The organism is Pseudomonas sp. 5C2 (assembly GCF_034314155.1).
Lineage (GTDB): Bacteria > Pseudomonadota > Gammaproteobacteria > Pseudomonadales > Pseudomonadaceae > Aquipseudomonas.
Genome location: NZ_JAVIWH010000002.1, coordinates 695,777 through 720,604 on the forward strand (window position 1 = coordinate 695,777; position 24,828 = coordinate 720,604).

23 protein-coding genes and 1 pseudogene are annotated in these 24,828 nt (G+C 57.7%); 7 read left to right on the forward strand and 17 right to left on the reverse strand.

All coding sequences use genetic code 11. The features are described 5' to 3' along the window. Positions 1 to 170 precede the first annotated feature (170 nt). Positions 171 to 3,320: a hypothetical protein gene (locus tag RGU44_RS03890; protein ID WP_322215720.1), complete on the forward strand. Its 3,150-nt coding sequence runs from the start codon at positions 171 to 173 to the stop codon at positions 3,318 to 3,320. Here the strand turns inward: RGU44_RS03890 and RGU44_RS03895 are convergent. Further along, positions 3,313 to 4,475, reverse strand: a protein-coding gene (locus tag RGU44_RS03895) for an IS3 family transposase (RefSeq protein ID WP_322215723.1) whose coding sequence is annotated in 2 segments (ribosomal slippage) — positions 3,313 to 4,220 and positions 4,220 to 4,475 — 1,164 coding nt in all. Because the reading frame shifts where the segments join, the coding sequence is not laid out codon by codon here. The two genes, RGU44_RS03890 and RGU44_RS03895, sit on opposite strands and share 8 nt — an antisense overlap. A 293-nt stretch (positions 4,476 to 4,768) precedes the next feature. Between RGU44_RS03895 and norR the strand changes: the two genes are divergently transcribed. Next, entirely contained in the window at positions 4,769 to 6,319 is a 1,551-nt protein-coding gene (gene norR / locus RGU44_RS03900; RefSeq protein WP_322215726.1) for a nitric oxide reductase transcriptional regulator NorR, read from the forward strand. A 160-nt stretch (positions 6,320 to 6,479) separates the two neighbouring features. Here norR and RGU44_RS03905 read toward each other — a convergent pair whose 3' ends face one another. From RGU44_RS03905 to atpD, 12 genes are all read right to left on the reverse strand, one after another. Next, positions 6,480 to 7,013: an N-acetyltransferase family protein gene (locus tag RGU44_RS03905; protein WP_322179662.1), complete on the reverse strand. Its 534-nt coding sequence runs from the start codon at positions 7,011 to 7,013 to the stop codon at positions 6,480 to 6,482. Positions 7,014 to 7,094: 81 nt separating this feature from the next. Continuing rightward, entirely contained in the window at positions 7,095 to 7,937 is an 843-nt protein-coding gene (locus RGU44_RS03910) for an NAD-dependent protein deacetylase (RefSeq protein WP_322215728.1), read from the reverse strand. A 24-nt stretch (positions 7,938 to 7,961) separates the two neighbouring features. After that, positions 7,962 to 8,402: a CBS domain-containing protein gene (locus RGU44_RS03915; protein ID WP_322215731.1), complete on the reverse strand. Its 441-nt coding sequence runs from the start codon at positions 8,400 to 8,402 to the stop codon at positions 7,962 to 7,964. A gap of 135 nt (positions 8,403 to 8,537) precedes the next feature. Next, positions 8,538 to 9,416 carry a F0F1 ATP synthase subunit gamma gene (locus RGU44_RS03920; protein ID WP_322179659.1) on the reverse strand — a complete coding sequence of 293 codons (879 nt, stop codon included), beginning with the start codon at positions 9,414 to 9,416 and terminating at the stop codon, positions 8,538 to 8,540. Beyond that, entirely contained in the window at positions 9,413 to 10,960 is a 1,548-nt protein-coding gene (locus RGU44_RS03925) for an alternate F1F0 ATPase, F1 subunit alpha (RefSeq protein ID WP_322215734.1), read from the reverse strand. The genes RGU44_RS03920 and RGU44_RS03925 overlap by 4 nt, the downstream gene beginning before the upstream one ends. Beyond that, on the reverse strand, positions 10,957 to 11,775 hold the full coding sequence (locus RGU44_RS03930) for a F0F1 ATP synthase subunit B (protein WP_322215737.1): 819 nt from the start codon (positions 11,773 to 11,775) through the stop codon (positions 10,957 to 10,959). The genes RGU44_RS03925 and RGU44_RS03930 overlap by 4 nt, the downstream gene beginning before the upstream one ends. A 3-nt stretch (positions 11,776 to 11,778) precedes the next feature. Further along, the gene (locus RGU44_RS03935) at positions 11,779 to 12,060 is read right to left on the reverse strand and encodes a F0F1 ATP synthase subunit C (RefSeq protein WP_219060682.1); all 282 of its coding nucleotides are present in this window, start codon (positions 12,058 to 12,060) and stop codon (positions 11,779 to 11,781) included. An 18-nt stretch (positions 12,061 to 12,078) separates the two neighbouring features. Then, positions 12,079 to 12,780, reverse strand: coding sequence for a F0F1 ATP synthase subunit A (locus tag RGU44_RS03940; RefSeq protein ID WP_322215739.1), 702 nt, complete (start codon positions 12,778 to 12,780; stop codon positions 12,079 to 12,081). Next, complete coding sequence (locus RGU44_RS03945) at positions 12,770 to 13,069, reverse strand: ATP synthase subunit I (protein ID WP_322179655.1); 300 nt, start codon at positions 13,067 to 13,069, stop codon at positions 12,770 to 12,772. The genes RGU44_RS03940 and RGU44_RS03945 overlap by 11 nt, the downstream gene beginning before the upstream one ends. Beyond that, the gene (locus RGU44_RS03950; protein WP_322179654.1) at positions 13,062 to 13,397 is read right to left on the reverse strand and encodes an AtpZ/AtpI family protein; all 336 of its coding nucleotides are present in this window, start codon (positions 13,395 to 13,397) and stop codon (positions 13,062 to 13,064) included. Before RGU44_RS03950 ends, RGU44_RS03945 begins: the two co-directional genes overlap by 8 nt. Next, positions 13,390 to 13,779: a F0F1 ATP synthase subunit epsilon gene (locus RGU44_RS03955; protein ID WP_322179653.1), complete on the reverse strand. Its 390-nt coding sequence runs from the start codon at positions 13,777 to 13,779 to the stop codon at positions 13,390 to 13,392. Before RGU44_RS03955 ends, RGU44_RS03950 begins: the two co-directional genes overlap by 8 nt. After that, positions 13,769 to 15,208 (reverse strand): F0F1 ATP synthase subunit beta, encoded by a 1,440-nt coding sequence (gene atpD / locus RGU44_RS03960; RefSeq protein WP_322215742.1) that lies wholly within the window; start codon positions 15,206 to 15,208, stop codon positions 13,769 to 13,771. The genes RGU44_RS03955 and atpD overlap by 11 nt, the downstream gene beginning before the upstream one ends. Before the next feature lie 381 nt (positions 15,209 to 15,589). Here atpD and RGU44_RS03965 point away from each other — a divergent pair, with 381 nt between their 5' ends. Continuing rightward, complete coding sequence (locus tag RGU44_RS03965) at positions 15,590 to 16,609, forward strand: branched-chain amino acid aminotransferase (RefSeq protein WP_322182730.1); 1,020 nt, start codon at positions 15,590 to 15,592, stop codon at positions 16,607 to 16,609. Positions 16,610 to 16,752: 143 nt separating this feature from the next. Here the strand turns inward: RGU44_RS03965 and RGU44_RS03970 are convergent, their stop codons facing one another. Then, on the reverse strand, positions 16,753 to 17,862 hold the full coding sequence (locus tag RGU44_RS03970; RefSeq protein WP_407074631.1) for a methyl-accepting chemotaxis protein: 1,110 nt from the start codon (positions 17,860 to 17,862) through the stop codon (positions 16,753 to 16,755). A 174-nt stretch (positions 17,863 to 18,036) separates the two neighbouring features. Continuing rightward, positions 18,037 to 18,318 (reverse strand): annotated as a pseudogene (locus tag RGU44_RS24885) (PAS domain-containing protein); the annotation flags it as partial. Between the two features lie 532 nt (positions 18,319 to 18,850). Between RGU44_RS24885 and selD the strand changes: the two are divergent. Together selD and mnmH are read left to right on the forward strand one after the other, a co-directional pair. Next, positions 18,851 to 19,885, forward strand: coding sequence for a selenide, water dikinase SelD (gene selD, locus RGU44_RS03975; protein ID WP_322179650.1), 1,035 nt, complete (start codon positions 18,851 to 18,853; stop codon positions 19,883 to 19,885). Beyond that, positions 19,885 to 20,991, forward strand: coding sequence for a tRNA 2-selenouridine(34) synthase MnmH (mnmH, locus tag RGU44_RS03980; protein WP_322215744.1), 1,107 nt, complete (start codon positions 19,885 to 19,887; stop codon positions 20,989 to 20,991). The genes selD and mnmH overlap by 1 nt, the downstream gene beginning before the upstream one ends. Positions 20,992 to 21,011: 20 nt before the next feature. On the opposite strand, the gene RGU44_RS03985 is transcribed toward mnmH, so the two are convergent. Together RGU44_RS03985 and RGU44_RS03990 are read right to left on the reverse strand one after the other, a co-directional pair. Further along, a complete protein-coding gene (locus RGU44_RS03985; protein WP_322215746.1) occupies positions 21,012 to 21,941 on the reverse strand; it encodes an AEC family transporter in 930 nt (309 codons plus the stop codon). A gap of 112 nt (positions 21,942 to 22,053) precedes the next feature. Then, entirely contained in the window at positions 22,054 to 23,031 is a 978-nt protein-coding gene (locus RGU44_RS03990) for a class I SAM-dependent methyltransferase (RefSeq protein WP_322215748.1), read from the reverse strand. 209 nt (positions 23,032 to 23,240) lie between these two features. Here RGU44_RS03990 and RGU44_RS03995 point away from each other — a divergent pair, with 209 nt between their 5' ends. After that, positions 23,241 to 23,918: an ABC transporter ATP-binding protein gene (locus RGU44_RS03995; RefSeq protein ID WP_322215750.1), complete on the forward strand. Its 678-nt coding sequence runs from the start codon at positions 23,241 to 23,243 to the stop codon at positions 23,916 to 23,918. Further along, the gene (locus RGU44_RS04000; protein WP_322179645.1) at positions 23,918 to 24,712 is read left to right on the forward strand and encodes an ABC transporter permease; all 795 of its coding nucleotides are present in this window, start codon (positions 23,918 to 23,920) and stop codon (positions 24,710 to 24,712) included. The genes RGU44_RS03995 and RGU44_RS04000 overlap by 1 nt, the downstream gene beginning before the upstream one ends. Positions 24,713 to 24,828: the final 116 nt, after the last annotated feature.

Below are 24,828 nucleotides of genomic sequence, written 5' to 3' on the forward strand. Positions count from 1 at the left end.
CGTCTACAGCGGGCTTGAGCGGCTTGGGCTCGCGCTCGAGTCCATTGGTTGTAGATGAGTCCTCCGAACAGGGAAAAGTCCCACTGATCTTCTCTGCTGAGTCCGACAGACTCCCTGCACACTTTCATTCAGGCTTCGTTTCCTCGAAACCTGAATGGAGGAGTCCTTATATGGCCAAAAGCACATTGAGTGACGGCCCATGCTGCGAAATCAATAAATTGATCGTACAGGTCACCGGCAACCAACATCCGGCCAGTCAGCGCCTGGCGTTTTATGACCACGCCGGAAAACGCCTGGACACCCTGACTGCCGAAGACAAGCCTGAAACGCTGAAAAAGCCCTACTTTGTGGACAGCGCCCTGCACGTCTGGAACTGGAAAAATCACTACACCCACCGCCTGTGGCTGGAGATCGACTCGGTCGAAGGCAGTCCCATTCGCCTGCTCTTGCCCGAGGTCGCGATCACCCTGCGCCAGTTCGACGCGCAGTGGAATCAGATCGTGCCGGTGGTGCCCTTCGTTGCGCTGCCCGGCGCCAACAGCGCCCACGATCACGGCACGCCGGTGTTGTGCCGCGCAGGGTTCATTTATGTCTTTTTGGGCGATCGGCTGTGGCGCGAGCTGGAGGTGCGGGTCGCAGACGAGCAGACCACGTATCACGACATCGACCTCAACCGTTATCGCATGGGCGACGAGATCGAGGAGGGCCCTCGACTGGCCACCGGGCAGGCGCTGGAGGACATCTGGTTGCCGTCCAGCTGGAACGATCAGCAGGTGTCGCCGCAGCTCTGTTTCAGCGAGGTGCAGCTCAGCGGGCCGCGCTTGCGACGTCTTGAGCAAGACCCGGCGTTGCGCGCACAACGCTGCCAAAGCCCGGACTTGCGCAGTTCGCGAGACAAATTCAAGCGTGTGTTCCTCGATAAACCGGACGGCGTGGCAATGCTCGAAGCGTTCAGCGCATTCGACGCCTATGACGCGGCCAACCAGTCTGCGGCGGGCGCGGCGCATGTCGCCAGGCTCAACCTCAGCTCGCACGCCTTCCCGGTTAGCCTGGTCGCCCCGCAACGCGCCCGCCAACCCGGTTACGAATGGCTGCTCGACCAACCGGGCCGCTACCTGTGCGACCTGAGCGGGCAGTTCCCGGCCATTGCCTTGAGCGCAGCGCGCCAGCATGTGGTTCGCTGTGAGAAGGGTGAAGTGGCCTATCAGCCAACCTCCGTGGAAACCGGCGCCTGGGCCCATTGGCTGGAACAGGTGTGCGATCCCGAAACCCAGATCGCCGATGAGTTCTGGCAAGCGCAGCCAGCGGTGGCTGATGTGCTGTTAAGTGCACGAAAACGCGAACTGTACGGCGTGCTGCTGCACGACCCGCACTATCGCCTGCGCCACGTGCAGACGCGGATTCACGACCAGCAACATCTGTTGAACCTGTGCGCCCAGCGCGCCAGCCATTACACCCATCACGCCAGCGCGCTTCTGGTGCAACAATTGATCGTGCCGCAGACCGTGGGTGGGCAGAAAAATCCGCTGCATCAGGGTATGGAGAAGCTCAAGGATCAGGGTCGGATCGACATCAACCGCTTCACCGCCACCGGCGAACGAGTGCAACTCTGGCGCCAGCTCGACATGAGTCAGGCGCTGTTGAGCGACACCCTGCAACAAGCAGAAACCGAACAAACCCTGGCCGATCACCTGAGCCTCGACGGCTTCGACTACGTCGCCGCCATGCACTTCGTCAGTCGGCTGTTCGCCAGCCTCGCCATGACGCCCGCGCAAATGGACCCCTTTGCGGTCAACGGCGATGTCACTGACGCGGTGACCGGCATCAGCCTCTACAAAGCCAAGGCCAGTGTCGGGCAACAACTGATCAGCCGAATGGCCAATGAAGAAGGGCATGCGTTGCATCGGATGCTGTGGCCCGACCTCGCACAGCAAGATATGGAGGCGCCCTATGTTCAGCCCGCGGTCGCCGACATCAATGACGGCAATGGCCTGTTTCGGCCGAACGCGCTGCTTGGGGCCGTCAGCAGCGACGCCGTCGATGCCAAGCAACTCAATACGCTCGACGCCCATTTACTGGCAGGTTTGCTGGAAAGTGGCAGCCTCAACAACACCCTGACCGGCACCCTGAAAGTCGTCGCGGCGACCTTGATCAGCTTCCACGAAAACCTGCAAGGCTCGGTGGATGTGGCGGAACAGGCGCTAAACGCAACCCAACACATTCCGGTCCCTGGCGCCGAACGCCCAGCCCCGGCGCTGAACATGCGCCAACGTCATCGGGCCTTGGCGCAACTGCGCAGCATGCTGCCGGGGGCCTTTGGCGATGCACACTTCATGCGCCACCAAGAGGCGAGAAACAAGAACTACTACGTATTCGGCCTGACCGACTTGCCGGAGATGTCAGAACGCCTGCGACGGCCTCACCTCGACTATCGAGGCCCCTCCGGGTCGTCGAAGGTTGGCCAGGACCATTACCGCACCGGAGGCGATCTACGAGCCAATACCGTCGTCATCGCCATGCCCCGCGATCATCGGATGTCGCGACTGATCAGCGGCGTGAACCAACGGGTCAATGCGGCGTGGCAACTGAATATGACCGAGCAGGTCACCACCAAGGGAACGGCCATACAGGATGCGGTGAAGAGCCGGAACGCATTGCAGAGCGAGTGGATGTATCGGGCGCTGAACTCGACGCCGTTTGCGGCGGCGGTGGGGATGTTGGAGTTGTGGAATTTGAGGAGTGAGTGGAACAGTCGAGAACTGGCCTATAGAGAGAAGGGTGGGGTCAGGGTTGGATTAGGTCTATTAGGCGCTGGAGCTGATTTAACAATTGCGATGGAAGCTTTAACCGTAAAGCTAGTAGGTAGCGAATCTGTTCTAGCCGCAGCTCGCAAAACCCTTTTTGTCGTCCCTCAAACTTTGAGCACTCGAGTATTGGGCGCAAAGCTAGCCAAGCGCCTAGTCGATACAGTCACCACCCGTTTGCTTGGTCAGATCGTAGCCGGATCGATTTTTGTCGGCCTCAACCTCTACGACGCCTGGCATGCCTATCAATGGGGAGACGATGCCATGTGGGGTCATCTGCTGATGGCTGCGGGTGGCTTGACCGGCATTGCCAGCACCTTGATGGTCGGTGGCGCCACCTTCCTTGGCTTAGGCCCAATGGGCTGGATCACGTTGATAGCGATCAGCGTTGGCGTAGGCATCGTTTACTGGCTGAGTGCTTCACCCATCGAAGACTGGCTCCGCGCGGGTCCATTCGGGCCTGACAGTGGCCGAATTTCACACCTGCAAGACCCAGAGCATGTAGTGGTCAACTAATCCCGGACACGACGTTAAGTTTTTCCTCGGCCTGAGCTGGCGCCAGCCCACCGTTGAACTGATGCGGCCGAATCCAGTTGTACCGATACATCAAAAAATGGCTGATATCGCGCTGTGCTTCCTGCGCAGTTCTATAGCCTAAGGTCGGTATCCATTCAGTTTTCAAACTCCGGAACACCCGCTCCATCGGCGCATTGTCCCAGCAATTTCCCCGGCGACTCATGCTCTGACGTATGCGGTATCGCCACAACCGCTGGCGAAATAAGCGGCTTGCATATTGCGACCCTTGGTCGGTGTGGAACAGCAGATCCGAAGGCCTGCCACGCTGCTCGTAGGCCATATCCAGGGCCCGGATCACGAGTTCGGCGTCCGGCTTTTCCGACAGTGCCCAGCCCACTATCCGGCGCGTGCAGAGATCCAGAACGACAGCCAAGTAGTGCCACTTTCCTTGTGCCCAAATATAGGTGATGTCACCGCACCAGACCTGATTAGGAGCTGGCACATCAAACTCACGGTTCAAGGTATTCGGGATATCGAGTCTTTCTACTGTCGCTCGTTTATAGGCATGTGAGCCGGGTTGTTTACTGACTAAATCAAGCTCGCGCATCAAACTGCGCACTTTGAATCGACCGAGTTGCTCACCATCTTCACGCATCAGTGACAGGATGCTGCGACTGCCCGCAGCGCTGCGACTTTGCGAGAACAGCTCACTGACCCGGCTACGCAACCGAAGCCGTTCAACATCGGGAGTGCGGCGCCGCAGGCGCTGGGCGTAGTAGCACGAGCGGGTGACTTCAAACACCTTACACAGCCAATCAACCGGCTCATGGGCACTCAACTGATCAATCAGCGCAAACGCTCGTGATCTTCCGACATCAAGAGCGCGGTAGCCTTTTTTAGTATGGATTTTTCTCGCTCAAGCCGAGCGATCCGGGCTTCCAGTTCCTGAATTTTCTGCTGCTCTGGGGTCAGCGCCTTGCTCTGCGGAGTGACGCCTTGGTGCTCTTTCTGAACCTGGTCAACCCAGCGGCGCAGCGCTGACTCACCAATGCCGAGTGAGCGGCTGGCTTCGATGTAGCTGTAGTTTTGCTTGAGCACGAGGTCAGCAGCCTCGCGTTTGAATTCAGCAGTAAAGGAGCGGCGTTGTTTGGTCATCTGACACCTCGATCTGGCGAGCATTCTCGCCTAAATGGGTGTCCGGTTTCATTAGACCACTACAGATCGACACCTTCCGCCGCCCTAATCTGATGGCGCGGTATGTGGAGTATGTCGACTGAGTGAGCACCGTCAGGCGGTTCATCCAGGTAACCTAACGTGGTAGGTTGTGCGGCTGGCGCAGAGTCATGCTGGTATTAAAATTTAAAGTCGTTTTAAAACAGTAGTTTAAAATTTATTCGAGTCATTTTGATAGCGTGACGATGAGTCGTAATGACCACAATGGAGTCGTAATGACTAACCCTTTACTGTTGGCACTGGTGCCGCTGGTCGCCGATCTTTCCCGCGAATTGCCGGATGATGAGCGCTATCGACGCCTGCTGCGCGCCCTGCGTCAGATACTGCCGTGCGATGCGGTGGCGCTCCTCAAGCTTGAGGGCGATGTGCTGATTCCGTTGTCGGTAGAAGGGTTGAGTCCGGACACGTTGGGCCGACGATTCAAGGTTGAGGAGCATCCTCGGCTCAAGCTTCTACTTGAAAGCCGTGGCCCGACCCGGTTTTCCACGGATTGCGGCTTGCCTGACCCTTACGACGGTTTGGTCGAGGGTCATCAGGGGCATCTGGAAGTCCACGATTGCCTTGGCTGTCCGCTGTACCTCCAGGACAAACCCTGGGGCCTGATTACCCTGGATGCGCTGGACCCGTCGAGCTTTGGCAAGGTCGATCTGGACAATCTCGAAGCTTTCGCCAGCCTAGCTGCGGCGACAGTGATGGCCAGTGAGCGGATCAATCAGCTGGCGCGCAGCTTTGAGGATCAGCGCCAGTTGGCTGAGGTCTACAAGCGTGCGGCAGGCGGACGTCGGCCGCGTGAGCTGATTGGTCAGAGCCCTGTTCACAAAGGCATGCTGCAAGAGATTCAACTGGTGGGCAACAGCGCGTTGTCGGTATTGATCACCGGGGAAACCGGCGTGGGTAAAGAGCTGGTGGCGGAAGCCATTCACCTGCATTCGCCACGGGCGCAAAAACCCCTGATCAGCCTCAATTGCGCGGCGTTGCCTGAGCTGCTGGTCGAGAGTGAGTTGTTCGGGCATGTCAAAGGCGCTTTTTCTGGCGCTGTCAGTGGGCGCGGCGGTAAGTTCGAACTGGCCGACGGTGGCACGATATTCCTCGACGAGGTTGGCGAGTTGCCGCTTCCGGTTCAAGCAAAGTTGCTCAGGGTGTTGCAGAGTGGCCAGTTGCAGCGCGTCGGTTCCGATCAGGAGCATCATGTCGACGTGCGAATCATTGCCGCCACCAACCGTGATCTCGCCGAAGAGGTGCGCGCCGGTCGTTTTCGTGCAGACCTCTATCATCGGCTGAGTGTCTACCCGTTACGGGTGCCGCCATTGCGTGAACGAGGGCGGGATGTGCTCCTGCTGGCGGGGTTTTTTCTTGAAGAAAACCGTGCGCGCATGGGGCTGCGCAGCTTGCGCATGAACCAGGATGCTCAAAAACTGTTGGTGAGCTATTCCTGGCCGGGCAACGTCCGCGAGCTGGAGCATTTGATCAGCCGCGCTACGCTAAAGGCCTTATCCAGTCACGTCGAGCGTCCGCGTATCCTCACCATTGATGCCTATGCGCTGGGCCTGGACGAGAAAGTTCCGATGGTTGAACCGGTCACGATTGGTGACGCGCCCAAGGTCAAGGATGGCGAGGGTTTGAAAGCCTCGGTCGATGCTTATCAGAAAGTACTGATCAGTGACGCGTTGATCCGGCATGAGGGAAAATGGGTCGATGTCGCCCGTGAACTCGGTCTGGATCGTGCCAACTTGAGTCGCTTGGCCAGGCGACTCGGGATTCGTTGAGGTATGCCGTCAGGCACCAACGCCGCCAGCAGGGGAGGTACTAAGCAGATCAATCGCGTTGAGGCTTCCTTGGGCAGTTGACCAGGCGGGGATGCTGCTGGAACTTTAGCTCAGATTGAAGCGGTCGATACTCATCCCTTATTTGCCCAAGGCAATCGTTTTAAACCGGCGGCAGACTCAGTGAGCCGTCGCCCAGCGAACGCTGCATCAGCACTGTATCAACCCAACGACCATGCTTGAAGCCGACCGACTCAAAGACGCCTACCCGATGGAAGCCGAGCCGCTCATGCAAACGAATTGATGCATGGTTTTGGCTATCGCCGATGATCGCGATCATCTGCCGCCAATCGCCTCGAATACAGCGATCAATGAGTTCGCCGAGCAATGTCAGGCCAATGCCGTGGCCTCCCAATCCGTCGCGGACATAGACCGAATCCTCGACTGTAAAGCGGTAGGCAGGACGCGGTCGGTAAAGTGTTGCGTAGCCATAACCGACCACCTCTCCAGCCAGTTCTGCGACCAGATATGGCAACCCTTTTGCTAGAACATCGGCGCGCCGGTCGATCATTTGAGCCACGCTGGGGGCTTCCAGTTCAAAGCTGGCGATACCGCCGATGACGTGCTGCGCGTAGATGCTCTGCACCGCTGACATGTCGTCTTCGCAGGCATCACGCACGATCGGAATGGGGTTCATGTTCACTTCTCGTCTTATTCAATGATGGGCTAAGCCTGACTGTCGATACACGCTGGCGAATCCTCGACCGCCAGCGATGCCTCAATCCCTCAAGCGCTCAACCAGTAGGGGCAATAGCTGTTCGCAGGACGCTTCGATTTTCAGGTCCAGAAAATCGTCAGCGCGGGTTTTGCCGAAGTTGATAGCGATCAGCGGCTTGTGCTGTTCAGCCATCGCGCGGCACAAGCGAAAGGCCGAGTAGGCCATCAACGAAGAGCCCACCACCAGCAATCCTTGTGCCTGCTCGACATGCTGTGTGGCCTTGGCTGCGGTGGCCTGGGCGACGTTTTCGCCAAAAAAAACCACGTCCGGTTTTAACCGCTCACCGCTGCAGGAAGGGCAGCGGGGGATCTGGAAGCGCGCTTCGAAGGCCCGGTCCAGCAGCGTATCGCCGTCGGGTGCCTGGGTGGCATCGACCCCCGACAGGTAGGGGTTTTCCGCTTCCATGACGAGCTGGATCGTCTGACGATCAGCACGCTGGTCGCAATCCAGGCACACCACCCGGTGCAGGCTGCCATGCAGCTCAATCACTTCGTGACTGCCCGCCTGATCATGCAGCGTGTCGACGTTTTGGGTGATGAGTCCGGCGATAAGCTGCTTCGTTTGCAACGTTGCCAGCGCTTCATGGGCAGCGTTTGGCCGAGCTTGCCGGATGCGTGGCCAGCCCAGCATCGCACGGGCCCAATAGCGCCGCCGCGCTGCCGGCGTACTGAGAAACTCTTGGTACATCATGGGGGCTTTGCCTCGACGGACACCCTCGCTGTCACGGTAGTCCGGAATACCGGACGGGGTGCTGATGCCCGCGCCCGTCAGGACCAAAAACTGCTTGTTGACCATCAGTTGGTAGAGCATCTCGAGACGGTCGCTGACCTGCCTATCGATCATGTTGAAATCTCCGATAAGGTCAGCTTAATCACCGCGAATGTACTGCTCCAGTTGCTGTATCAGGTCAGCCTGCTCGGCAATGGCTTCTTTAACCAGGTCGCCAATGGACAGCAAACCCAGCAGTTTTCCCTCTTCGACAACCGGCAAGTGGCGCAGGTGTCTATCGGTCATGATGCCCATGCAGGTGTCGATGCTTTGATGCGAATCCACGGTCAATACAGGCGTACTCATGATCTCGCTGACGGACGTGCCCTCCGAGGACCGTCCCTGGAGGACGACCTTGCGCGCATAGTCGCGCTCGCTGATAACGCCTACCACCTGGCCGTTCTCCATCACGGGTAGAGCACCGACATTTTTATCGGCCATCACCTTGAGCGCTTCCAGAACCTTTTGGTCAGGGGCGATGGTGTGAACTTGCTGGTTTTGCTTGGCTTTCAACTTCAGCAGTTGCGCAACGGTCTTCATGCGAGCCTCTCCAGTGTTGTTTTTGGGGTGGCCGCGAACCGGCCTGACAGGGTCATACAGAATCGTAGAGAGAAGCTTGCAGGGCAAGGACTAAAACGGCATGCACACGACGGGAAAACGTCATCCGGGCTGCTCTCAAGACTTGCTCAGCGCTTCAAAGCCTGAAATGACATCAAATAACTCTTCGTCAATAGCGCTTTGGCGCAGACGATGGAAGTCCCGGTTGAGATCCTCCAACAGCTCGCCGATGTTTTTCTCGGCGCGCTGCATGGCCGCAAGACGGCTGGCATTTTCGCTGGCCAGCGATTCGGCGCAGGCTCGAAACAGTGAGACAAAAAGATACTCGCGGATTAGCGCCGGGAGGGTTTGGTCTGTGCCATTCATCACTTCGGGTCGATTTTTTGACGGCCAGTGATTGGCTGCCAGATTACGCCGCCACGTTTCGTCCAGCGGCAATAGTCGCTGGCTTACGGGTGCATAAATCGCACCTGACTGTGGGCGGTTGTGGAACAGGTACACCTGAGAGATCTCGCCCTGTTCGCGGCGGGTTTGCATTTCGAGCAAAATCTGCCCGACCAGAGGTGTAATCGCAGTGATGGAACTGGGCAGAACGAAGCTTTGGCCCAAGTGTAAATCGCTGTCTGTCAGGCGTGACTGAATACGTTCGCCGACCGCCCAGACTCTTTTATCTCCTGGCAGTTTGCCTAGCGCATCGATGACGAACTCGACCAGAACATCGTTGAATTGGCCGACCAATCCCTGGTCGGAACCGAAGACGATAACCCCAATCCCTTCCTTCTTTTTCTGTACGCCCCCTTGGTCGGCGGTCGCCTGGCGCTGGAAACAGGCCATCAGGCCCAACTGTACAGTGCGATAGTAATCATTCAGTGAGCTGACCGCGTTTTCATACTGACCGATGTTCGATGCCGCCATTGCTTTCATTGTGCGCACAACGGATTCGAGGTCTGCGGCACCGGTGATTTTACGACGCAGGTTGGCGGGGGTGTCGCTCACGGCGCACTCCCGGAGTCTGCCGGGGCTTGCAAGTGCGCCAAGGCATTGCGCGCGATCTGAATAATCGCAGCCCGGTCGGCGTCACTCAGTTTCTCATCTCCATTGAAACGTGATCTGACCTCGACCGGGATGGCCCCTGTAGCCTCACACACTGCCTGCTCGGCCTGGACCATCTGTTCAAGCGGCACTTTATCGAAGCATCCCGCGGTCAACGCCAGCAGAACCGCAATTTGCTCGGGTACCGACAACGGTGCGAATTCCTGTTGTTTGAGACAGGCCCGGATCCGCAGTCCATGCGCGATCAGTTGGCGAGAGTCTTCATCGAGCCGGGCGCCGAAACGGGAAAAAGTTTCAAGCTCCTCGAACTGGGCATAGGCCAGTTTGAGGTCGCCGGCCACGGCTCGATAGACGCCCCGTTGCGCCTTGCCGCCCACGCGGGAAACCGATTTGCCGACATCGACTGCCGGCAGCACGCCGAGTTCGAAGAGCGCTGGAGAGAGGTAGATCTGCCCGTCGGTTATGGAGATCAGATTCGTCGGGATGTAGGCGGAAATGTCCTGTGCTTCGGTTTCGATGATGGGTAAAGCCGTCAGGGAACCACCGCCGAGCTCGGGGCGCAAATGAGTCGCACGCTCCAGTAAGCGCGAGTGAATGTAAAAAATATCGCCAGGGAACGCCTCGCGACCGGGTGGCCTGCGCAGCAGCAGAGAGAGTTCACGGTAGGCGCGAGCGTGGTGGGTCAGGTCGTCGTAGACCAGCAGAACGTCGCGTCCCTGCTCCATGAAGTACTCGGCAATGCTGGTCGCAGCATACGGCGCAACGTAGGCGAGGCCTGGCGGATCGTTGCCTTCGGTGACCACTACCACGGTATACGCCAGTGCACCTTGTTCACGCAGGGTAGCGATCACTTTGGCGACGCCGGAGGCACGTTGGCCGATGGAGCAGTACACGCACAGAACATTCTGATCGTGCTGATTGAGGATGGTCTCCAGGGCAATCGCGGTTTTGCCGGTTTGCCGATCACCCAGGATCAGCTCGCGCTGACCGCGTCCGACCGGGATCAGTGCGTCAATCACCTTGATGCCGGTTTGCAGGGGGGCGGTAACCGGTGCCCGATCCATGATGTGCGCGGCTGGCCGCTCAATCGGTAGCCGGGCGCTGGACAATAGGGGGCCCAGACCGTCCAGCGGCTGACCCGTAGGGTCGATGATACGACCGATCAGGCCATCGCCGACCGGTACGTCCACCACATGGCCACAGCGCTCGACCTCATCGCCAGTGTGCAGTTGCGAGTAGTCACCGAGCAGCACGACGCCGATTTCGTTCTCGTCGATATTGAAGGCGATGCCATGGATATCGCCTGGGAACTTCACCAGTTCCTCGAAACCGACACCGGGCAATCCGGAGACCTTGGCGATGCCAGACGCAATGCTGGTGACCCGACCGACTTCTGTTGTCTTCAACTGATGGACAAAGCTTTCCCGCGCTTCACCCATGACAGTAAAGGCAGTCGCAAAGACATCCTGAAGGCGCTCGATGCTCATGTGACTTGCCCTTCTTTCAGGAGGGGGGCCGTCACCTCCGGCCGGGCGTAGACCTGCTCCGTCGTGTCCAGCAGTTCGCTGATGCCCTTTTCCATGGACGCCAGATACTCCGCGATACTCCAGGCTACCTTTTGCCCGGCTGCGCTGAGTTCGATACCGCTCACCAAGTCCGGGGCGGTCTCGAAGTGAACGTCAGCGCTCACTGCCAGGAGCGTGTTGATGGCTGCTTGCGCGGCAGTGCGTTGCGCCTCTGGCAACTCAAAGGCACTGCGCACGATGACCGGTTCTGCCGATGCCTTTAGCGCTGCCACCAAGCCTTGCTTTTCCTCAGCGTTCAACGTACTCAGACGGTTGACGAAGGTGTCGACCATGCGCTCTTCCAGGGTCGTCCCGGCCAAGTCTTTCAGGGTCTTGCGAGCAATGGCAAAAACTTCTTTCTGAGTGCGCCGCCCCAGTTCGTCATGCAGGCGGCGAGCTTCGCTCTGCAGGGTTTCCAGATGTTTGGCACTCAAGGCCGTGGCGGCCTGGTGTGCGTCATCGAGAAGGCGCTGGCGCTCTACATTCGCCGCGGTTGTTGCCTGTTGCAACAGCGCAGCCCGTTCCTTGTCGAACATCGCGTTTTTTTGCAGAAACTCATCGCGCTCCTTGTTGGCCTCGGCTTCTTTCGCCTCGGCATCCGCCAATTGCGCCGCAATACGCTGCTCTCGCGCATCGATAGCCGCAAGGATCGGGTGATAAAGGAAGCGCTTCAACAACCACATCAGGATGAGAAAGTTGAGCGCTTGAGCGCCGACAGTGAACCAATCGATGAGCATGATCTATTTTCCGGCGACCTGGGCGATGGCGTGATTCCAGAACGGATTGGCGAACAGAAGAATCATCGACACCACGAAGCAGTAAATCGCCACTGACTCGACCATGGCCAGGCCAACAAACAGCGTTCGGGTAATGGTCGCGGCAGCATCGGGTTGTTGCGCCAACGACGTTAACGCCGTCGCCACTGCACGTCCTTCACCAAGTGCGGGGCCAATACTGCCGATGGCGATGGTCAGCCCTGCAGTGATGATGGAAACCACTGCAATAATCGTCATGCTATCCATGGTAATTCCTTCCTGAGTTCAAGTTGTCGAGTCGGAGATGGAGTCTGGCGCGGGCGGGCGTGATCGTGTCGCTGCCGCGATGTAAACCGCTGCCAGAATGCTGAAAATGTAGGCCTGAACCATGCCGGTCAATAACCCAAGCGCACTGAGGGCGATGGGAAAGAGGAAGGGGGTGATGGTTAGCAGGATGGCGAGAATCATCGCGCCGCTCATCATGTTGCCAAACAGACGGGCAGCCAGTGCCAACGTGCGCGAGAGTTCGCTGACGATGTTGAAGGGCAGCATGATGAATGTTGGCTTCGTATAGGCGCGCAAGTACTCGCCCAGACCGCAATCGGCGATGCCAAACAGGGGCACTGCGATAAACACGCAGATTGCCAACGCAGTTGTCGTCGACAGCGATCCGGTGGGTGGCTCATACCCAGGCACGATCGTAAATAAAGTGGCACTCGCCACAAACAGAAACAGCGTCCCGACAAATCCAAGGTATTTACGTGGCTGGAGGAGGCCAACCTCACCTAACTGCGTGGTAATGCCGGTGACGATGATTTCCAGCAAATTCTGCCAGCCGCTGCGCTCCAATCCACGGGACAGCCGGCGGGTCACCAGTTTTGAACCCAGCGCGAGGAATAGCATCAGCGCCCATGTAAAGGCGATAGTGGCGTTGATCTTGAAAAAGCCGTATTGCCAGAAAATGACGTCGTCCGGGCTAAGGTGCATGGCTGTCCTCCGCGAAAGGCAGGGTTGGCCGAGTCAGTCGCGTAACAAAAAAGCGGGCCACGGTAAACCCGAGCAACGCGACCAGCCAGCGCTGCCAGTCACCGTCGCAGGCAAAATAGAAACCGACCAGCACGACGCCGGTTCGCAGGAGCAGGCTGGCGAAAAACCAGAGCGCTGCCCAACGCGATGACGCTGCCTGACGAACCGTCCACCAAAGGCCACCGAAAAAGAACGCACCGAGCACAACGCCCACCGCAAATGCCGGGACCAGACTCAACATGTCACTCATCCTTATCAGACTCCTGATCGCGAATTTCCCGACCTTCTTTGGCAACCCAATGCCATGCATTGAAGCAACCGAGGCCTAGCCCCAGAGCCAGCAGCGCAAGTGTCCACGAGTGGCTGCCTGGATAGTGCTTATCTAGCCAAAAACCCAACGCGGCGCCGAGCAGCGTCGGGAGGGTCACCGACCAGCCGATCAGGCCCATCATGCCAAGACCGGACCAGACCGTTTGATTAACCTGGCGCTGCGCCTTGAGCTTGCGCGCTGCTTTAACACCGATCTGCTCGCTGAACGCCTTGCCCTTGGCGGGCTTCTTTTCTTCGCGGTCACTCATGATGCATGGCCGCGAAACGGGTAATGAAACCGCCCTCCAGCTTCGCCAGGACCGAACGTACACTGCGCTCCTGCTCATCCAGATTGAGGAACTCCTGCTCGACGGCCTTGTGCAGTTCACCCAGGTCCGTGCCGCCAATGGCGTTACGCACGGAAATGAGGACGTCGCGCCCGGTTTTGACCAATACCCCCTCATCGACCGCCACACATACTTCGCCCTCGGTCGCAGTTTCATAAATGAGAATGCCCGGTGCAAGAGCTGCCACACAGTCCAGCCGCTGAGGCAACAGGCCGAAAGAGCCGTTGTGGGATTCGGCGACAATACGCAGTACGTCGACCTTCTCGGCGAAGACCTTGAAGGGCAGCAGAATTTTAAGTTTCATGTGGGTTGACGGCATTTTTAGCCTCCGTTGCAGGCTCGGGGCTGGCTTTGCCCAGCGCTTCGTCAATGCTCCCTATCATGTACAGGGCGCTTTCCGGGACGTCCTTGAACTCATCGCGCAGAATGCGCTCGCAGCCGTCCAGGGCGTCCTCGAGGCTGACCCACTTGCCTGCAAGACCGGTAAATTGCTCGGTGGTAAAAAACGGCTGAGTGAGGAAGCGTTCCAGCCGCCGGGCACGGGCAACCACCTTGCGATCCTCGGTCGACAGCTGTTCCAGACCGAGCATGGCAATAATGTCTCTCAGGTCGGCGTATTGCGCCAGTGTGCGGCGGATCTCTTGAGCCAGCGCATAGTGCCGCTCGCCGATGACCCCGGGCGTGGCCATTTTCGAGTTCGACAGCAGCGGATCGATGGCCGGGTACAAACCCTCACTGGCCCGCTTGCGAGACAGCACGATGGAGGCGGAGAGGTGGGAAAAGGTATGCACGGCGGCGGGATCGGTAAAGTCATCAGCCGGCACATAGACCGCCTGAATCGAGGTGATGGCGCCGGTATCGGTGTTGGCGATGCGCTCTTCCAGTTGCGACAGTTCGGTGCCCATGGTCGGCTGATACCCCAGGCGCGAGGGCATCTGGCCCATCAGCCCGGAAATCTCCATGCCCGCCTGGATAAAACGAAAAATGTTATCGACCAGCAGCAACACGTCACGGTGCTCGTCGTCGCGGAAATACTCGGCCATGGTCAAGGCCGCGTGGCCGACCCGAAAACGCGCGCCCGGAGGTTCGTTCATCTGTCCGAAGATCATCACCATGTTCTCCAGAACGCCTGCCGCCTTCATGTCGCGGTAGAGTTCCTCGCCTTCTCGGCAGCGCTCTCCGATGCCGCAAAAGATACTGACGCCTTCGGTCTGACCCACCATGTTGTGAATCATCTCGGTCAACAGCACAGTCTTGCCGACGCCAGCCCCACCGAACAGCCCGGCCTTGCCACCACGCTCCAGCGGCATCAACACATCAATGACCTTGATCCCCGTTGCGAATACTTCGGTTTTGGTCGAGCGATTGGCCAGTGAAGGTGGCGCGCGATGGACGCTGCGCCAGCCAACCTGAGGCGCGGGCAGCCGGTCGATGGCATTGCCAAAGACGTCGAACATGCGTGACAGAATTTCCTTGCCTACGGGGGCAAGCAAGGGCCCGCCGCTGTCCTCGACCCGCATGCCGCGAGCGAGACCTTGTGTCGGCGTCAGGGCGATGCCGCGTACACGATGAGCATCCAGTTGCTCCATCACTTCGATGATGATTTTGCCTTCGGCCCCAGTGTGCAGCAGGGAATGGATCGGAGGCAGATGGGCTTCGAAGCGTATATCAACGACGCTGCCACGCACCGAAGCAACCACGCCTGTATTCGATAAGCAGGCATTGCTTGTCATGCGAGCCCCTTATTTCCGTTGTCAGCCGAGTAGGGCACCGGGAAATCTCATTCTGAAAGGCTGCGCTGGGCATTTCTTGCCGCGTGCGCAATTCCCCAGATAACCCAGTAAGGGTCTATATTGGCCCCAATAAATCCAGGGTGCATAGACCCTGATCAAGGATCGGGCGAAAAATATCCACCGGGCACCCGGTGGACGTCGCTCAACGTTCGACCGGCTGGCGTTCGGTCAGGCTTGAATTCGGCCTCCCGACAGGCGGTAAAAAAACAAGAGTATTTTCGTTCAGGCTGCGATAAATGCGTGAATAAAGTATTGTTGTTCGCATCAGCACGATGTCAGAAGCCTGGGGTGTTCAGGCGTTGTTAAATGATCGAGGGTGTCATGGGTTACGAAAGCATAAAGTGGGACAAGCTGGGATTCGATTACATCAAGACAGATCTGCGCTATTTGTCTTACTGGCGCAACGGTGCCTGGCAGGAAGGCACCCTGACAGAAGACAACGTGTTGCACATCAGCGAAGGCTCGACAGCCCTTCACTACGGTCAGCAGTGCTTCGAAGGGCTCAAGGCGTATCGCTGCAAGGACGGGTCGATCAATCTGTTCCGCCCCGACCAGAACGCGCTACGCATGCAGCGCAGCTGTGCCAGGTTGCTGATGCCTCCTGTTCCTTCTGATGTCTTCATTGAAGCCTGCAAGCAAGTCGTGCGCGCCAACGAGCGCTTCATCCCCCCCTATGGCACAGGCGGAGCGCTATACCTGCGCCCCTTCATCATCGGGGTTGGCGATAACATTGGCGTGCGTACGGCGCCGGAGTTCATTTTCTCGATCTTCTGCATGCCGGTGGGCGCCTACTTCAAAGGCGGCTTGAAACCGAACAACTTCGTGATTTCCAGCTATGACCGGGCTGCACCCAATGGTACCGGGGCCGCCAAAGTGGGCGGTAACTACGCCGCGAGCCTGATGCCCAATTCAGAAGCCAAGAAGCATAACTTCGCCGACTGCATTTACTTGGACCCCCTAACCCATTCGAAAATTGAAGAAGTGGGGTCTGCCAACTTCTTCGCTATTACGCGCAATGATGAGTTCGTGACACCGAAGTCACCTTCGGTACTCCCTGGTATTACTCGCTTGTCGTTGATCGAGCTGGCGCAAACTCGCCTGGGCCTGAAAGTCATCGAGGGCGATGTGTTTATCGACCGCCTTGATGAGTTCAAGGAAGCCGGCGCCTGCGGTACGGCTGCGGTGATTACACCGATTGGCGGCATTGAGTACCAAGGTAAGTTGCACGTGTTCTACAGTGAAGAAGAAGTAGGGCCCGTGACTCAGCGGCTCTATAACGAACTCACGGGCGTGCAAACAGGCGATATCGAAGCGCCTGAAGGCTGGATCGTGAAAGTCTGATAACAGCCCCCTGCATACACTGTATGGGCTCATCCACCCGCATGAAGGTGGATGAGCACCGGTATCTATCGCCGGACAGTGAGGTCTGCACAGGGTGACGTCATGTTATGGAACTCTCCCAAACACAGTGTTCCTGCAACGGGTCACCGGTTAAACCGTTCAACCAGCGCGCGCAAACCACGAGATGTACTTTCCAGTTCGTTGCCACGCATCACCGCTGCATGTGCATTGTTTGCTGTTGTCTCAACGGTCCCTGCAACATTATTGATTTGCCGGGCTATATCTTCAGCGACATGGGCCTGCTCTTCTGAAGCCGCTGCCATCTGGTGACTCATGCTGCTGATGCGCTCAACGGCTTCCCGGATTCCCTGAAGTGCCTGTTGTGCCTCAATGACTTGCAGGACACCGTGATCGGCCTCGTTGATGCCCATCCGGGCAATGCTGACAGCCTCATCGGCACCCTTTTTCAGGGTTTCAATGACGTGTTGAATTTGCTGGGTTGATTCGCGAGTTTTGCCGGCCAGTGCGCGGACCTCATCGGCCACTACTGCAAAGCCCCGACCTTGTTCACCGGCTCTGGCTGCTTCAATGGCGGCGTTGAGGGCAAGCAGGTTGGTTTGGTCGGCAATGGATTGAATCATCCCTGCAGCACTCATGATCTGCTGAGTTTCGTTGGCCAGGTTATCCACGGCGTTGCTGATGTTGGTTACAGTGCTTGCCAGCAGTTGAATGGCTTCTCTAGACGTCCCGGCCACTTCGCCAGCCCGTTGAGCCAGTTCATGTGCTGTTTGTGCTTCATGTGCAGTGTGTTGCACATGACCGGACACCTCGTTGATCGACGCGGCCATTTGAGTCATGGCAGCGGCCGTCATGTCAGTTTCGGCTCTTTGCTCAAGCAAAGCCTGTTCAGTCTGGCTGGAAAGCAGTGAGGAGTGTGCCGCCGCCTCAGACACCTGGGAAGCGAGATCGCTCAGGCGCGTGAGGGCAGTCTTGAGCCGGGCGTCTTCACTGATCAGTATCATCGCCAGCTGCGCCGACGGGCCATAGGCGTCGCTATAGGTGAGCGCACTCACCGGGTCTGTAAACGCGTCAGGTGCACTTTCAATGATGTGCTTTAGTTGGCGCCCGATCCGTTTATATGACCACACACCTACGATTAAAAATAACCCGGCGGTCGCGGCCTGGGCGACCGGATTGGGCAGGTAGTTAGTAGCGCCAATAGCGAGAACAGCCGCTATTGCGGGGAAAAGCATTTGCCCGGCAAAAGCAGCCAGGTGATGTTTTGTGGACACGGCATTTTTACCGGCACGCAAACGCTCGTACAGCCGATGTGCTCGGTCTATCTGCTGTCGGGTCGGCTTGACCCTGACGGACTCGTAGCCGACTAACTTGCCCTCTTCAAGAATGGGGGTTACGTACGCGCTGACCCAATAAAAATCTCCGTTCTTACAGCGATTTTTTACAACACCCATCCAGCTTTTTCCCGCTTTCAAATAACGCCACATCAGCGCAAAAACAGCAGGTGGCATGTCGGGGTGACGCACCAGGTTGTGAGGGCTGCCGATCAGCTCTTGTTGAGAGTAACCGCTTATCTGGGCGAACTCGCTGTTGCAATAGGTGATTTTTCCGCTGGTATCAGTCGCTGAAATCAGGCGTTGTTGAGCCGGAAATATTTGCTCGACAGCAGTGGTAGTACGGGCAGTTCGCAAGGTAAATATGTCCAGAAGAGTTAATGTTTAATGATGTAAAGCCATACGAGTTATGGGTTACTCCCTAACGATGGCTCATGCTAAATCAAGGGCGTAATGATAGTGCGGAGGCCTATTGATTTCAGGTGTGGGTGATAGCAGTTAGCCTCTACGCTTATCAACTATAAAACATGCGCGTGCAGTGAAGTGGTGTGGCTGCTATTCAGGGATAGCTTTATATGCCAAGGGCGGCAATTGCCGCTCCCTACACAGGGCGAAGTCAGGCCGCTAATCTGCTCCCGCGCTTCGAGCGAGCGCTTGGAGTCCTCCATCAAGGCGGCAGGGCTCGTTGGGGGAAGGCACAATCTGCCTTGATAAAAAGGTATACGCGGATTCTAGCCTGCTTTTTTGTGCCAGAGCGGTTATTTGTCAAATTGTCATACTTTTTGCTCTCACTGAGGCGCGGTGCGTTGAGCAGGCTTTCGAACCAAAGCGCCTATCACGCTTGGCCGCTCTGTTAGAATCGGTGCACTTGATATTCAGAGGTGCACAGATGAGCTCGCCGATTCGCCTTACCCAGTACAGTCACGGTGCAGGTTGCGGCTGCAAAATCTCTCCACAGGTGCTGGAGGTGATTCTGGCTGGCAGTGGTGCGCAGAACCTTGATCCAAAACTCTGGGTTGGCAATGCATCGCGCGACGACGCGGCGGTGTACGCCATCGATGAGGAGCGCGGTGTGGTGTCGACCACCGATTTCTTCATGCCTATCGTCGATGATCCATACGATTTCGGACGGATTGCCGCCACCAATGCCATCAGCGATATCTACGCCATGGGCGGTGATCCGTTGATGGCGATTGCAATTCTGGGTTGGCCGGTCAATGTGCTGGCGCCGGAAGTTGCCCGTGAAGTGATTCGCGGCGGGCGTGCAGCCTGTGATGCTGCCGGCATCCCGCTGGCGGGTGGGCATTCGATTGATACGCCGGAGCCTATTTTTGGTCTGGCAGTGACGGGATTGGTCGAGAAGCGATTCATGAAGCGCAATGACACCGCGACCGAAGGTTGCAAGCTCTATCTGACCAAGCCTTTGGGCATCGGTATTCTCACAACGGCCGAGAAAAAGGGTGTATTGCGCGCAGAGGATCAAGGGGTGGCGCGCGACATGATGTGCGCATTGAACAAGCCCGGCAGCCGTTTCGGCAAGCTGGAGGGGGTCAAGGCGATGACCGATGTCACCGGTTTTGGCTTGCTTGGCCACCTGGTGGAGATGGCGGACGGTAGCCAACTGACAGCGCGCCTCGACTTTGCAGCCGTACCTCGATTGGCCAGTGTCGACTTCTATCTTGAGCAGGGCTGCGTCCCGGGTGGGACCCACCGTAATTTCGACAGTTACGGCGAGCGCATCACCGCGTTGACGCAAATGCAGAAGTTGCTGTTGTGCGATCCGCAAACCAGTGGCGGTCTTCTGGTTGCCGTCGAAGAGGGTGAGCAAGCGAACTTCCTTGCGCTGGCCTCTGAACTGGGGCTGGAGTTGTCTGTAATTGGCGAATTCGTGGGCCGACAGCGTCACGCGGTTGAGGTGTTCTGATGCGTCAAAACAGCACCGACTACCGCGACATTTTTCTCAACGACCGCCCCTTGATGGACGTTCGTGCGCCGGTCGAATTCGACAAAGGTGCTTTTCCCCTGGCGTGCAATCGGCCACTGATGAACGATCTGGAACGGGAGAAAGTGGGCACCTGCTATAAGCAGCAAGGGCAGCAGGCGGCCATTGAACTGGGCCATCAACTGGTGTCCGGCCAGACCAAACAAGCGCGCATCGAGGCCTGGGTGGACTTTGCCCATTCCCAACCTCAGGGCTACCTGTATTGCTTTCGGGGAGGATTACGCTCGCAACTGACCCAGCAATGGCTCAAGAGCGAGGCCGGGATCGAGTATCCACGGGTTATCGGTGGTTACAAGGCTCTGCGAACGTACCTGATCGACGTTACTGATAGCGCGGTGGCCGAGTGCGATTTTGTGCTGGTGGCCGGGCTGACAGGCTCCGGCAAGACCGAAGTATTGACGCAGTTGGCCAATGCCCTGGATTTAGAGGGGCTCGCGAATCACCGCGGCTCCAGTTTCGGCAAGCATGCGACGCCGCAACCGGTGCAGATCAGTTTCGAGAATGCCTTGGCGATCGACATTCTCAAAAAGCGTGCTGGAGGTATCAGTCAGTTCGTTCTCGAGGACGAGGGGCGTGTTGTCGGTAGCCGCGCGATCCCGCTGACATTGTTCCAGGGCATGCAGAAGTACCCGCTGGTCTGGCTTGAGGAGCGCTTCGAGGATCGGGTCGAGCGAATTCTTAAAGATTATGTGATCGATTTGTGCGCCGAGTTCATAGGTGTTCATGGCATCGAGCAGGGCTTTGGCGTCTTTGCTGCGCACCTGCGCCAGAGCTTGTCAGGCATCGTCAAACGTCTGGGCGGAGAGCGCTACCAGCGCCTGGCCTTGATCATGGACAGTGCACTGATCGAGCAGGAAAAGTCCGGTGCGGTCGATCTGCACCGGGACTGGATCATCGGGATGCTGAGTGAGTATTACGACCCCATGTATGCCTATCAGAGAGACAGCAAAGGGCCGCGTATCGAGTTTTCCGGCGATCATGCGGCGGTGCTTGAGTACCTGAGAGAGCGTGGCCGCCGACTCGACTGAGTACCGGGTTCGGCTGTGCGTCATCCGTTGATGACGTACAGACAGATCGACAGGGTCACCAGCGAGCCAAGGGTCGAGATCAGAATCGTGCTTGAAACCACGGATGCCTCGCGCCGGTAGTATTCGGCCAGCATGAACGGCCCGGTACCTGTGGGAAGCGCGCTGAGTAATAGCGCCGAATTGGCCCACAACGGCGGCAGGTGGAATACGCGGAACACCAGAAACCAGGTCAGCAGTGGATGCGCGATCAGCTTTATCAGTACCAGCATCGTTGCGCCTTGCCGTGGGCCTTGCTGTTTCTGGGCGAGGAACAGCCCGAGTGAGATCAGTGCACACGGTGTGGTTGCTGCGCCGAGCAGGCTCAAGAATTTTTCAAGTGCCCCGGGCAGCGGCACGCCGGTATAGGCCCAGCAGGCGCCCAGAATCGGCGAGACCACCAAGGGGTTTTTCGCCAGCGCGAGTAGCACCTTGAGCATGATGCGATGCACCCGACGCTCGCTCTGTAAACCGATCTCGATGCACACCAGCGCCAGCCCGAACAACACACAGACCACCAGCAAGGACGCAATCAGAGCCGGTTCAAGACCCTCTGGCCCCAGCACCATGATGCACAGCGGTATGCCGATATAGCCGGTATTGGCATAGGACGCGCTGAGTGCATCAATACTGGCATCGGCGAAGTGGCCACTCTTTTTCCAGCGAAGTAACAGGGTCAGCACGAACATCGCAAGCGTGCTGCCTGTAAACGCGAGCACAAAGCCTGGGTGCCAGATTTTCTCCCAGGTTGCGGTGGCAGTCGCCGTGAATAACAGCGCGGGCAGACACAGCCACACCACCATGCGGTTGATTTCCGAGGCCGCGTTCGGGCCCAGACGATGGGTGCGTCGGCATACAAAACCGATGAGGATCAGGGCGAAGATCGGCAGCAATACATTCAATACAGAAGACATCGACCCCGACCCCTTGAACCGCTAACAAGCCGGCAAGGTTAAAGTCGGAAATCGTTAGCGTCCAATCTTTATTGATGCGCTCGGGATCTGCAATCTCTCTGTATCAACGGTTTCAGGGCAGCAGAGCGGACCCTTGCCCGGCCACAAAGTCGCTATTCAACGAGAAGATCAACGCCTTCAACCCGCCTTCAGGGTGGATGTCGGCAAACTCGGGCGGGTTTTCCAGGCGCTGCTGAAAAATCAAGTCAGGCGCCTCGACAGCGGCGCTGTCGATTAAAAAGTCCGGGCCGATGGCGGGGTCATTGATACACGCCAGTACAAGACCTTGCGGGTTGAGCAAATCAGGCAGGCGGCGGAGGATTTTCTGGTAGTCCTTGGTCAGCACAAAGCTGCCTTTCTGAAACGAAGGCGGGTCGACGATGATCAGGTCGTAGGGGCCGTCTCTTTTTACTCTCGCCCAGGATTTGAAAAGGTCATGCCCTAAAAAACTCACGCGGCTCAAATCATGCTGGTTAAGGCGGTGATTATCTCGCCCTCGGCTCAAGGCGGCCTTGGCCATGTCGAGATTCACTACGTGCTCGGCGCCCCCGGCAATGGCGGCGACAGAAAAGCCACAGGTATACGCGAACAGATTCAGCACCCGTTTGCCGTGTGCCTGAGCTTGAACCCAGCGGCGACCATAGCGCATATCCAGGAACAGCCCGGTGTTCTGGTTTCTGCCAAAGTCCAGTTTGAAATGCAGACCGTTCTCGGTGACAACCCCATTATCAACGGTCTCCCCCAGCAACCATTCGGTTGTACTGTCTTGAAGGTAGCGGTGTTGCAATAACAGGGTATGCGCCTGGCTGTGCAGCCAGGCGGGAGACTGACTCAGGGCCAGAAGCATGTGCTTCATGGCAGCCAACTCGGCTTCATCCGGTTGCTTGTACAGCGACACCAATAGCACGCCCTGCAACCAGTCAACGGTCACTTCTTCAAGCCCCGGCCAGCGTAGCCCTCTGCCGTGAAACAGGCGGCGAGCTTCGTCAGGTACTGCACTTAAAGCGGAGATTAAATGCTGTTGCAAGATAGAGAGGGCTTCGGAATTCATTGCGGGCTATCAGTCATTCGAAAGCGCGCAGTTTAAGCGTAATCGCCGGGGGGTTGGTGGCGTTTATTTTGTTAGCCTAGGCAAAAGCCGCTCGAGTTTACTGAGCGGCACCACGCGAAATAATCGGGGGAAAGGATGAAAAGCGAAACAAACGACGTGGTAACGGTTCCGTATGAAACTGCTGCTTTCTATACCAGGACAGCTGTCGAGTGATCTTGATCAAAGCGTCAGGGCTGGTCCGAAACGACGCCAAAACCCAGAAGTGTCTGCTTAATCCTACGGATTTCACCTTGGCAGGTGGAGATCGCATCGCCCTCACGGGACCGTCGGGGTCGGGGAAAAGTGTATTTCTTCGTGCCCTGGCGCTGCTTGATCCGCTGGAGGAGGGCCGCGTTTTTTGGCGCGATAAACCGGTGTCGGGTTCCGGGATTCCGGCGTATCGCCGCCATGTCAGTTACATCGCTCAGCGCCCCGCAATGCTTGAGGGCACAGTTGAAGACAATCTGCGTTACCCCTTCAGCTTGAAGGTCTATCACGACCTTACCTTCGACCGCGCCGCCGCCTTGCGGTTGGCCGAGCAGGCGGGTAGGGGGGAGCGCTTTCTCGACCAGCAGGCCAGCGAACTGTCGGGGGGTGAAGCGCAAATTGCAGCGTTGATCAGGGTTCTGCAATTGCAGCCTGATGTGCTTCTGCTTGATGAACCCACCGCGTCACTGGATCCCGAATCATCTCGAGAAATCGAGTCACTGGTGGCGGCCTGGTTCAGTGGCGCCGCGCAAGATGATCGCGCCTACATCTGGATCTCCCACGATCAAGAGCAGGCTCAGCGCATGAGTGAGCGAAGGCTGACGATGCAGGCAGGCACATTGAGCGAGCACACGACCTGATGGACTATCAGAACTTATCGCTACTGGATATTGGAATTGCTTCCTCGTTGATCCTGATTAACGGCGTACTGTCCCTTGTCCTGAAGCTTGATCTGGAACGCAAACTGGTGTGGGCGGCGATCCGCACCGTTGTGCAGCTACTCGCCATTGGTTATGTCTTGGGTTGGGTGTTCAACTTCGCCCAATGGTATGTCGTGCTGCCGTTGATGGCCGGGATGACCTTGATTGCGGGGCTGTCGGCCTCAGGACGAGGCAAGCGGACGTATGCGGGGCAGCGTATCGACAGCATTGCGTCGATCTGGCTGAGTTCATGGCTGGTCACTGCCGTGGGGCTGTTCGCCGTTATTCGGATTCATCCCTGGTATGAGCCGCAGTATGCAATCCCCATTCTCGGGATGATTCTCGGCAACACCCTGACCGGGGTGTCGTTGGGTATTGAGCGGATGACTCAGGAATTGACGACCGGGCGCAACGTCGTGGAAATGAGTCTTGCCCTCGGCGCTACCCGCTGGGAGGCCGCACAAGGCCCGGCCCGCCAGGCGGTGCGTGCCGGGATGATCCCTACGCTTAATCAAATGACTGTGGTCGGGCTGGTCAGCCTGCCCGGGATGATGACGGGGCAGGTGCTGGCGGGGCAGTCGCCAATTCAGGCGGTGCGTTATCAAATCATCATAATGTTCCTGATCGCGGCGGCATCGGCGCTGGGAACGGTGTGTGCAGTACTGCTCACCTACCGGCGGCTGTTTTCAGCGGATCACCGGTTTTTGGCGTCGAGGCTGATGGTGCGCAAATAGTTGGCAATGACATTCCCTTGCGCACTCTGATTTGTCGGCGAGGCATCGCCGCCGTTGATCAGAGGTGCAATATCCGGGGCTACTTCTTGGTATTGTGCGTCACAATTTGTCACGTT

Bases quoted from the DNA above. Each gene is read 5' to 3' on its own strand.
- RGU44_RS03890 (WP_322215720.1), top strand. From the start codon at position 171: ATGGCCAAAAGCACATTGAGTGACGGCCCATGCTGCGAAATCAATAAA.
- norR (WP_322215726.1), top strand. From the start codon at position 4,769: ATGACTAACCCTTTACTGTTGGCACTGGTGCCGCTGGTCGCCGATCTT.
- RGU44_RS03905 (WP_322179662.1), bottom strand. From the start codon at position 7,013: ATGAACCCCATTCCGATCGTGCGTGATGCCTGCGAAGACGACATGTCA.
- RGU44_RS03910 (WP_322215728.1), bottom strand. From the start codon at position 7,937: ATGATCGATAGGCAGGTCAGCGACCGTCTCGAGATGCTCTACCAACTG.
- RGU44_RS03915 (WP_322215731.1), bottom strand. From the start codon at position 8,402: ATGAAGACCGTTGCGCAACTGCTGAAGTTGAAAGCCAAGCAAAACCAG.
- RGU44_RS03925 (WP_322215734.1), bottom strand. From the start codon at position 10,960: ATGAGCATCGAGCGCCTTCAGGATGTCTTTGCGACTGCCTTTACTGTC.
- RGU44_RS03930 (WP_322215737.1), bottom strand. From the start codon at position 11,775: ATGCTCATCGATTGGTTCACTGTCGGCGCTCAAGCGCTCAACTTTCTC.
- RGU44_RS03935 (WP_219060682.1), bottom strand. From the start codon at position 12,060: ATGGATAGCATGACGATTATTGCAGTGGTTTCCATCATCACTGCAGGG.
- RGU44_RS03940 (WP_322215739.1), bottom strand. From the start codon at position 12,780: ATGCACCTTAGCCCGGACGACGTCATTTTCTGGCAATACGGCTTTTTC.
- RGU44_RS03945 (WP_322179655.1), bottom strand. From the start codon at position 13,069: ATGAGTGACATGTTGAGTCTGGTCCCGGCATTTGCGGTGGGCGTTGTG.
- RGU44_RS03950 (WP_322179654.1), bottom strand. From the start codon at position 13,397: ATGAGTGACCGCGAAGAAAAGAAGCCCGCCAAGGGCAAGGCGTTCAGC.
- RGU44_RS03955 (WP_322179653.1), bottom strand. From the start codon at position 13,779: ATGAAACTTAAAATTCTGCTGCCCTTCAAGGTCTTCGCCGAGAAGGTC.
- atpD (WP_322215742.1), bottom strand. From the start codon at position 15,208: ATGACAAGCAATGCCTGCTTATCGAATACAGGCGTGGTTGCTTCGGTG.
- RGU44_RS03965 (WP_322182730.1), top strand. From the start codon at position 15,590: ATGGGTTACGAAAGCATAAAGTGGGACAAGCTGGGATTCGATTACATC.
- RGU44_RS03970 (WP_407074631.1), bottom strand. From the start codon at position 17,862: ATGCTTTTCCCCGCAATAGCGGCTGTTCTCGCTATTGGCGCTACTAAC.
- selD (WP_322179650.1), top strand. From the start codon at position 18,851: ATGAGCTCGCCGATTCGCCTTACCCAGTACAGTCACGGTGCAGGTTGC.
- mnmH (WP_322215744.1), top strand. From the start codon at position 19,885: ATGCGTCAAAACAGCACCGACTACCGCGACATTTTTCTCAACGACCGC.
- RGU44_RS03985 (WP_322215746.1), bottom strand. From the start codon at position 21,941: ATGTCTTCTGTATTGAATGTATTGCTGCCGATCTTCGCCCTGATCCTC.
- RGU44_RS03990 (WP_322215748.1), bottom strand. From the start codon at position 23,031: ATGAATTCCGAAGCCCTCTCTATCTTGCAACAGCATTTAATCTCCGCT.
- RGU44_RS04000 (WP_322179645.1), top strand. From the start codon at position 23,918: ATGGACTATCAGAACTTATCGCTACTGGATATTGGAATTGCTTCCTCG.